Annotated in this window: 8 protein-coding genes; 4 read left to right on the top strand and 4 right to left on the bottom strand. The window is 69.7% G+C overall.

Annotated elements, in window-relative coordinates; genetic code table 11:
* Window positions 1-103: 103 nt before the first annotated feature.
* The 3 genes from ACWEPL_RS24115 to ACWEPL_RS24105 are packed head-to-tail and all read right to left on the bottom strand — an operon-like array spanning window position 104 to window position 2,117.
* A complete protein-coding gene (locus tag ACWEPL_RS24115; protein WP_355191877.1) occupies window positions 104-337 on the bottom strand; it encodes a helix-turn-helix transcriptional regulator in 234 nt (77 codons plus the stop codon).
* A 14-nt stretch (window positions 338-351) separates the two neighbouring features.
* Window positions 352-1,206: an ABC transporter permease gene (locus ACWEPL_RS24110; protein ID WP_363963844.1), complete on the bottom strand. Its 855-nt coding sequence runs from the start codon at window positions 1,204-1,206 to the stop codon at window positions 352-354.
* Window positions 1,203-2,117, bottom strand: a complete 915-nt coding sequence (locus ACWEPL_RS24105; RefSeq protein WP_363963846.1) for an ABC transporter ATP-binding protein — start codon at window positions 2,115-2,117, stop codon at window positions 1,203-1,205. Before ACWEPL_RS24105 ends, ACWEPL_RS24110 begins: the two co-directional genes overlap by 4 nt.
* Before the next feature lie 139 nt (window positions 2,118-2,256).
* Here ACWEPL_RS24105 and ACWEPL_RS24100 point away from each other — a divergent pair, with 139 nt between their 5' ends.
* From ACWEPL_RS24100 to uvrB, 4 genes are all read left to right on the top strand, one after another.
* On the top strand, window positions 2,257-3,861 hold the full coding sequence (locus ACWEPL_RS24100) for an SPFH domain-containing protein (RefSeq protein WP_363963848.1): 1,605 nt from the start codon (window positions 2,257-2,259) through the stop codon (window positions 3,859-3,861).
* Window position 3,862: 1 nt separating this feature from the next.
* Window positions 3,863-5,098, top strand: coding sequence for an SPFH domain-containing protein (locus tag ACWEPL_RS24095; RefSeq protein ID WP_363963850.1), 1,236 nt, complete (start codon window positions 3,863-3,865; stop codon window positions 5,096-5,098).
* Window positions 5,099-5,107: 9 nt separating this feature from the next.
* On the top strand, window positions 5,108-5,881 hold the full coding sequence (locus ACWEPL_RS24090) for a sporulation protein (RefSeq protein ID WP_350726358.1): 774 nt from the start codon (window positions 5,108-5,110) through the stop codon (window positions 5,879-5,881).
* Between the two features lie 87 nt (window positions 5,882-5,968).
* Window positions 5,969-8,077, top strand: coding sequence for an excinuclease ABC subunit UvrB (gene uvrB, locus ACWEPL_RS24085; RefSeq protein ID WP_350726360.1), 2,109 nt, complete (start codon window positions 5,969-5,971; stop codon window positions 8,075-8,077).
* Window positions 8,078-8,232: 155 nt separating this feature from the next.
* On the opposite strand, the gene ACWEPL_RS24080 is transcribed toward uvrB, so the two are convergent.
* Entirely contained in the window at window positions 8,233-8,994 is a 762-nt protein-coding gene (locus ACWEPL_RS24080) for an alpha/beta fold hydrolase (protein ID WP_452437506.1), read from the bottom strand.
* Between the last annotated feature and the right edge of the window lie 119 nt (window positions 8,995-9,113).

Raw genomic sequence — 9,113 nt, 5'->3', positions numbered from 1 at the left:
GAACCTGCTGAGCGAGGCGCAGGGGTTCTACCGGGTGGCGTACTGGTACCTGGGGTTCCCGGCCGCCACGCTGCTGGTCACCACGCTCGCGCCCCGGCCGCGGTCAGGCGGTCCGCTCCCCGATCCGGGGGAACGGGCTGGTCGAGAAGACCACCTCCACCGGCACCTCGAAGTATTCGGCGATCCGCAGCGCCAGGAAGAGGCTCGGGCTGTATTCCCCCCGTTCCAGGTAGCCGACGGTCTGGTAGTGGACCCCCAGGGCGTCGGCCAGCTGCCTGCGGGTCACGTTCCGCTCTGCGCGCAGCAGCGCGATGCGGTTGTAGACGGTCTCGCTCATCAGCGCATATCTTCTCAGGTCAGCCGCTGCATCGCTTGGCGACGGCGGGCCTCCATCAGCGAGCCCGACTCGCGCCTGGCCACCCGGCGCAGGATCGGGGGAGCCGGCACCAGCCCCGCCACGGCCCAGGCGAGCAGCACGAGCGTGGTCTCCACCGGCCGCCACGAGCTGCCGATCTCCGCGGCGGCGGCCGAGTCGGGCAGCAGCGCCGAGCGCATGCCGAGGCCGAGCCAGTAGAGCGGGAAGACGTGGGCCAGGCCCTGCAGCCACCCGGCGAGCGCCGTGATCGGGTAGAAGATCCCCGAAATGGCGGTGAGACCGCCGATGGCGATCATGGACAGCGCCCCCGCGCCCTGCGGGCTGCCGACCAGGGAACCGATGATCGCACCGAGCGGGAGCGCGGACAGCAGCCCCAGCAGTGCGAACCAGGCCAGCGCGAGCCATTTGCCCGGCCCGATCCCGAGCAGGCCGGGCACGAAGAACAGCCCGGCGACGAGCATCACCACCAGAGCGGAAAGGGTGGACATGGAGTGCATCGTCACCCGGCCCACGAGGTAGCCCACCATGCCTTGGGGCAAGGCCTTGGCTCTGAGCAGGGTGCCGTCCTCGCGCTCGAGGGCCAGCGAGCCCACCATGCCCAGGAGCCCGTTGAGCGGGACCATCAAGGCCAGCATGCCCGGCAGGGAGGCCGACGCCAGCGACAGGCCGGTGCCGGGCAACTTCGCGTCACGCTGGAAGTAGAGCACGACGACGAGGACCGCGGTGCCCACCAGGATGCCCCCGAGGTTCGGCGGGTTGGTGAGCGAGTGCTTGAACTCGATCCAGCCCCGGGACAGGCCCAGCCGGGCGGCGTGCAGCGTGGGAGTCATGCTTCCTCCTGACGCACGATCGCCATGTAGGTGTCCTCCAGCGTGGCCCGCCGCACCTCCAGATCGGCGATCTCCGTACCGTGCTGCGCGAACAACTCGCGCACGAACCCGGTGGCGTCCTGCGTGGCGTGCACGAACTGCTCGCCGCCCTGGCTCCAGCGCACCTGCGCGTCGCGCGAGACCTCGCGGGACAGGCGGTCGGCGCTGCCGTCGGCCACGATCCTGCCGCCGGCCAGGATGAGGATCCGGTCGGCGAGCTTCTCCGCCTCGTCGAGGTCGTGCGTGGTGAGCAGGATGGTGGTCTCGTCGAGGTCCGACAGGCGGTGCACGAGATCGTGGAAGTCGCGCCGGGCCTGCGGGTCGAACCCGGCCGTCGGCTCGTCGAGGAAGAGCACCTCCGGCCGCCCGACGATGCCGATGGCGACGTCGAGGCGGCGGCGCTGGCCGCCGGAGAGCCGGTTGATCCGGTGGTCGGCGTGCTCGCCGAGCCCGACGGCCTCGATCAGCTCGCCGATGTCGAACGGCCGCCGGCCCGGGACCGCGTACGGCTCGTAGTAGCGGCTCAGGTGGTGGAGGAGCTGGCGCACCCGCCAGCGGCCGTGGTCGCGCCAGGACTGCAGCACCACGCCCAGCCTGGCCCGCCAGCGCTCGTCGCCGCGGGCCGGCACGGTGCCGAGCACGCGGACGGAGCCGGAGGAGGGCACCCGGAAGCCCTCCAGGATCTCGATCGTCGTCGTCTTGCCCGCGCCGTTCGGCCCGAGCAGGGCGATCACCTCGCCGGGGGCGGCCGTGAAGCCGACGCCCCGGAGGACCTCCTTGCGGCCGTACGCCATGTGCAGGTCGTCGACCTCGATGGCGGCGGCGGTCTGGCCCAGGTCGAGACCGCCTGCGAGCTCTCTTACCGCATCCATCAATTCTCCAGATAGTAGGTCTACTACATAGATAGCACATCTACTACGGGACGCAATAGACATATGACATCCATTGCAAGCGAACAGTAAGTCGCACCCGATACGGTCGGATTCGCCTGTAGCGGAAAAGGAAGGTTCGATGTCACGACCCAGAGAGGCACTGATCCAGGCAGGTCAGGGCATAGCCCAAGCGGTTGCCCAAGGGGGTGACATGCGGCAGGCGATGGGGCAGGCCATGGGCCAGGTCGTCGACCAGGCGGGGCAGTTCGCGGGCCAGGCCCGGGGTTTCGCGCTGAACCCCCACGACTTCGCCGCGGCCCGCGACGGCGGCGCGTCGGTCGGCACGGCCATCGAGGCCAGGTCGGCCTCGCTGAACGAGGCCGGCGAGATCGTCAACCGCAGCTTCACCGAGAACGGCATGCACGTCATCTCCCCGGTGGTGATCCCCAAGGGGAGCACCGCGAAGGTGATCGTGCCGCTGGGCATCCTGGTGGTGCTCGGCCTGATCGGCGCGCTCGGCAACGTCATCCCGAACACCGACCTGTTCTTCGGCCCGCACTACTGGGTGGTGCTGGTCCTGGCGGCCGCGTTCCTGTGGTGGCGGCGCAGCGTGGTGATGGTGCCCGAGGGCTGCAAGGCCCTGATCACCCAGTTCGGCAAGCTGGTGCACATCGCGGACCCGGGCCGGGTGACGCTGTTCAACCCGTGGAAGCGGGTCAGCTACATCGTCAACACCACCCGCGAGTACCCGTTCAACGCGCCGATCAGCGAGGCGCCGACGCAGCAGGGCGTCAAGGCCAGCGTGGACCTGTTCCTGCAGTTCAGGATCGAGAACCCGGCGGAGTTCATCTTCGTGCTCGGCTCGGTCAGCGGCTTCCAGTCCAAGCTCCAGAACGCCATCAGCGAGGTCACCCGCTCCCTCATCTACGCCCAGCGGGCCGAGGAGATCTACGACCTGGTGGGCGAGAGCACGCTGGGCATGCTGGAGAGCCTCAACCAGCAGTTCCTGCCCGCCGTACGGCTCACCGACGTGAACATCACGCACGCCGAGCCGTCCAGCCAGGAATACCGGATGGACCTGGCCGCCCCCGAGATGGTCCGGGTCGCCAAGGAGGCCTACACCTACGAGTACGAGCTGCAGCTGCGCAAGGAGCAGAACGAGGGCGACCTGGTCAAGGAGCTGGCCGGGCTGCAGGAGACGCTGAGCGCCATCCAGGCGGAGATCGCCGGCTACCAGGCCCGCATGGACACCGCCCTCGAACGCGCCAGCCACCAGGCCACCGCGCAGGCCAGGCAGCGCCTGGTCGAGGCCGAGTCCACGGCCAACGCCAACGCCGCGCTCCTGGAGGCGCAGGCGCTGGACATCAGGGCGCTGTCGGCCGCGGAGGCGCCCGAGATCCTCGACTACCGCTTCCAGCAGGACCTGCTGAACAAGCTGGAGTCCGTCGCCACCAGGCTGCCGCAGGTCGTGCAGGTGGGCGAGCAGACCGACATCGACTTCCTGGCCCTGGCCCAGCAGCTGGTGGGCGGCAAGGACGCGGCGCTGTTCTCTGCCGAGGACATGGCGGCCATCCGGTCCAGGCTCGACGAGATCGGATTCCGCGTGCAGAGCCGCGAGGCCGAGATCGCCGCCCTGCTCGAGAAGGCCACCGCCGACGTGACCGAGCCCCAGGCGGCGCCGGAGCCCGACGCGGAACTGGAGCGCACCGTCGAACGCCTGCTGCCCGGGAAGGGGGAGATCTGACATGAGCCGCGAATTCTCGAAGATCAAGGAGTCGCTGGCCTCCTGGGGCGACATCCGCCAGCTCCTGCGCGGCGGCGAGCAGGGCCAGCTCGTCCCCGTCGTGATCCCCAAGGACCGGCGCGGCTTCGCCTGGATGGCGCTGGTGTTCCTGGGGCTGTACTTCGCCGGGATGGCGGTCCTGACCGACCTCACCCTGATCGCCGCGCTGCTGGCGCTGTTCTTCCTGGTCGTGGCCATGGTCACGATGTGGCGCAAGGCGATCATCGAGATCGAGGAGGGCACCACCGGCGTACGCAGCCGCTGGGGCGCCATCACCGGCACCCTCCCGCCGGGCCGCCACTACCTGTGGCTGCCGTGGGACCGGGTGGACGCGGTCGTCGACACCTCCACGGAGATCCCGTACTCGGCGCCGATCGTGGCCTGCCCCACGGCCGAGAACGTGCCGCTGAAGTCGATCGAGTTCTTCCTCAAGTTCCGCATCGTGGACCCCGTCGCGTTCGTCCGCACCATCGGCGCCGGCAACTTCGACCTGGTGCTCTCCAGCGCGGTGCAGGACGCGATCAGGCAGCGCAGCCGCCGCGTCAACACCGAGCGCGCGTACGACCTGCGCGGCTCCGACGTCGGCGACATGCAGGAAGCGCTCAACCGCCAGCTCGGCCGGTACGGCGTGCGCATCACGGGCGCCAACATCCCCGACGTCCAGCTGCCCGACCAGTACCAGCAGCACCTGGCCACCCGCGAGAAGGTGGCCAAGGAGCTCTCGGCCTACGAGCGCGAGTGGGAGCTGACCCGCAAGCGCCGCATCGACACCCTGCTGATGGAGATCGAGCGCTCCAAGAAGACCCGTGACGCCCGCGTCGTCGAGGTCAAGGCCGCCCACAACACGGCGCGCAAGGACGTGGCGCGCATGCTGGAGGAGCAGGAGACCGAGGCGCAGCGCGTGACATGGGAGATCGAGGCGCGCGGCCGGGCCGAGCTGACCGCCGCCGAGAACGAGGCCAAGGCGTTGCGCCGGCTGGCCGAGTCGTACCGGGACAACCGGGCCGTGCTGCAGTACGAGCTGGCCCGCAGGCGCCTCGACGTGGGCGCCAAACTCGCGGAGAACGCCCCCCAGCCGCTGGTCGTACGCACCCAGCAGGGCCAGTCGGACTCCGCGCTCTCCACCCTCCTCCTTGCCCAGTTGCTCCCCCGCATCTCGGGCACGGGTCAAGTGAACGGCCAGACACCTTCCGCTTAGGAGAACCCCATGGTGTTCCGCAAATTGATGGCCGCGTTCGGTGCGGGCGTCGAGGTAGACACGGTGTTGACCAACACGGGCGTGCGTCCCGGCGAGATCCTGCGCGGCGTCGTCCACTTCCGTGGCGGCAACTCCGACTACAAGGTCGAGGGCATCCACATCGACCTGACCGCGGTGGTCGAGGTCGAGTCGGGCGACAACGAGTACAAGACGACCTACAGCTTCCTGCGCCAGCAGGTCGCCGGGACGTTCCAGCTCGCCGCGGGCGCGCAGCACCAGCAGCCCTTCGAGATCCAGGTCCCCTGGGAGACGCCGATCAGCGCCATCGCCGGGCATCCGCTGCACGGCATGAAGCTGGGCGTCCAGACGGAGCTGGCGCTGGCGGGCGCGCTCGACAAGGGCGACCTCGACCCGCTGTACGTGAGCCCGCTGCCCGCGCAGGACCACGTCATCGCCGCGCTCGACCGGCTGGGCTTCCAGTTCAAGAAGGCCGACCTGGAGCGCGGCACGCTGTACGGCTCGACGATGCCGTTCTTCCAGGAGATCGAGTACTACGCGGGCGGGCAGTGGCGGCGCCACTTCAACGAGCTCGAACTGACGTTCATCGCCGGGGCGCGGCAGATGGACGTCATCCTGGAGGCCGACAAGCGGGGCGGCTTCCTGACCTCCAGCCACGACGCGTACAACCGCTTCACCGTGCGTTACGACGACCCGCCGCACTCGGCGGACGGGGCGCTGCAGCGCGGTCTGGAGCAGATGGCCCGCCACCGCGGCTGGTTCTGACCGGGTACGCGGCCGCCGCCGGGGACCCCGGCGGCGGCCTGAGGGGGTGTGACCGTTTCTGTCGGTCGGGACGCCTACAGTGGCAACATGCGACCGGTCACAGATTTGCAGCGGAAGGTGGCGCCTTTCGAGGTCGTCACCGAGATGACTCCCTCCGGCGACCAGCCCACGGCCATCGCCGAGCTGGAGCGCCGCGTCAAGGCCGGAGAGAAGGACAACGTGCTGCTGGGTGCCACCGGCACCGGCAAGACCGCCACCATCGCCTGGCTGATCGAGCGGCTGCAGCGGCCCGCGCTGGTCATGCAGCCCAACAAGACCCTCGCCGCGCAGTTCGCCAACGAGCTGCGGGAGATGCTGCCCAACAACGCGGTCGAATATTTCGTTTCTTATTACGATTATTACCAGCCTGAGGCGTACGTCCCGCAGAGCGACACGTACATCGAGAAGGATTCCTCGATCAACGACGAGGTCGAGCGGCTGCGCCACTCGGCGACCAACTCGCTGCTCACCCGCCGCGACACCATCGTGGTCGCCTCCGTGTCGTGCATCTACGGCCTGGGCACGCCGCAGGAATACGTCGACCGCATGGCCAGGCTGCGCGTCGGCATGGACGTCGACCGCGACCAGCTTCTGCGCCGCCTGGTCGACATGCAGTACACGCGCAACGACCTGGCCTTCACCCGGGGCACGTTCCGGGTCCGGGGCGACACGATCGAGATCATCCCGAAGTACGAAGAGCTGGCCGTGCGCATCGAGATGTTCGGCGACGAGATCGAGAAGCTCTCGACCATGCACCCGCTGACCGGCGAGGTCATCACGGAGGACGAGGAGCTCTACATCTTTCCCGCTTCCCACTACGTCGCGGGCGAGCAGCGCATGGCCGCCGCCGTGGGGGGCATCGAGGCGGAGCTGGCCGCGCGGCTGGAGGAGCTGGAGCGCCAGGGCAAGCTGCTGGAGGCGCAGCGGCTGCGGATGCGCACGACGTACGACATCGAGATGATGCGGCAGATCGGCACCTGCTCCGGCATCGAAAACTACTCGCGCCACATGGACGGGCGCGAGGCCGGCAGCGCGCCCAACACGCTGCTCGACTACTTCCCCGAGGATTTCCTGCTGGTCCTCGACGAGTCCCACCAGACCGTGCCGCAGATCGGCGCCATGTACGAAGGCGACGCCTCCCGCAAGCGCACGCTGGTCGAGCACGGGTTCCGGCTGCCGTCGGCGCTCGACAACCGGCCGCTGAAGTGGGAGGAGTTCCTGGAGCGCATCGGCCAGACCGTCTACCTGTCGGCCACGCCGGGGCCTTACGAGCTGGGGCGGGCCAAGGGCGAGGTCGTCGAGCAGGTCATCCGCCCGACCGGCCTGGTCGACCCCGAGATCGTGGTCAAGCCGACCAAGGGCCAGATCGACGACCTGGTCCACGAGATCCGCCAGCGGGCCGAGCGCGACGAGCGCGTGCTGGTCACCACGCTGACGAAGAAGATGTCCGAAGACCTCACCGACTACCTCCTGGAGCTCGGCATCCGCGTGCGCTACCTGCACAGCGAGGTCGACACGCTGCGGCGCATCGAGCTGCTGCGGGAGCTGCGCACGGGCGAGTTCGACGTGCTCGTCGGCATCAACCTGCTGCGCGAGGGCCTCGACCTGCCCGAGGTGTCGCTGGTGGCCATCCTCGACGCCGACAAGGAGGGCTTCCTGCGCTCGGAGACGTCGCTGATCCAGACCATCGGCCGCGCCGCCCGTAACGTGTCCGGCCAGGTCCACATGTACGCCGACAAGATCACGCCGTCCATGGAGCGGGCGATCGACGAGACGAATCGGCGGCGGGCCAAGCAGATGGCCTACAACGAGGCCAACGGCATCGACCCGCAGCCGCTGCGCAAGAAGATCGCCGACATCCTCGACTCGCTGCAGCGCGAGGACGCCGACACCGACCGGCTCCTGGGCGGCGGCCGCCAGCAGTCGCGCGGCAAGGCCCCGGTGCCCGGCTTCGGCGCGCGGCAGGCCGGCCAGCACGCCAAGGCCATCGCCGGCGAGATGCCGCGGGCGCAGATGGAGTCCCTGATCGAGTCGCTGACCGAGCAGATGCACCAGTCGGCGGCCGACCTGCAGTTCGAGGTGGCGGCTCGGTTGCGCGACGAGATCAAGGAGCTCAAGCGCGAGCTTCGCGACATGCGCGAGGCCGGCATCAAGTAACGCCCGCAAGGCGCCTCCTCCTCGCACGGAGGAAGGGGCGCTTTGCGTACGCATGCCATCGGCCGCCTGCCGGGCGCGCGACTTCGGCCGCCCGCCGGACGCCGGTCGCCGGGCTGGGGCCGCCGGGCTGGGGCCGTCGGGCGCTGGGCGTCGGGCTAGGGGAGGAAGTCCGCCAGGGTGCGGGCGAAGACCTCGGGGTTGTCGAGCATGATGCTGTCCCCCGGCTCGGGAATGCCGACCACCCGGACCCCGCTGGCCCGCAGGCTGTCGGCGTCCTCGGGCGGCCTCCCCTCCGGGTGCAGGAAGGCGAGGGGGATCGGGAGGTCCTGCAGGAGCCGGCGCATGGGAGGCGTGGTGCCCGTGGCCAGGCTGACGGCCGTACGGTGGAGCCCACGCAGGTCCGCCAGCCGCATGGCGGACCACCGGTGCGGCCCCACGCGCTCGCGCACCTCCTTCCACCCGTGCGACACGAACGCCTCCTCCGTGTAACTCGCGATACCGCTGCCACCCGGCCGCACGGAAGCCGGGGGATAGGGGTCGAGGTCGGCGTCCACGAGCACCAGATTGGCGATCAGCTCCGGGTGACGGGAGGCGAGGACGATCGCCACCGCGCCGCCCATGCTGTGGGCGATCACCGACGCCCCGGCGACCCCCGCCTTGCGCAACGCCTCGGCCAGGGCGTCGGCATGGGTCTCGAGCGTGTAGGCGAAGTCCCGGGGGCGGTCGCTGATCCCGAACCCGAGCAGGTCGATCAGCAGGGAACGGTGCTGCGGCAGGAGGGGGTGTGCGGCGACCTCGGCGTAGTAGGGGGCCGAGGTCGCACCGAGACCGTGGACGTAGACCCGCGACGGCTCCGCACCCGGCAGCTCTACCCAGCGGATGCGAGCGCCGCTGGGGTGGACGACGGCATCGTGCATGACGGCCCTCCTCGTCGTATATCGGGGCCAATATACCTACGACCTGCGTAAACGATCGGCACTCCGACGCCCCCGCACGTCACCCCCGCCACCGACAACACACACAACCCACACGCCCC

It is taken from the genome of Nonomuraea sp. NPDC004186 (genome assembly GCF_053603495.1).
Note: the sequence above shows the minus strand (reverse complement) of the source record. Positions and strands in the feature narration are given on the sequence as shown.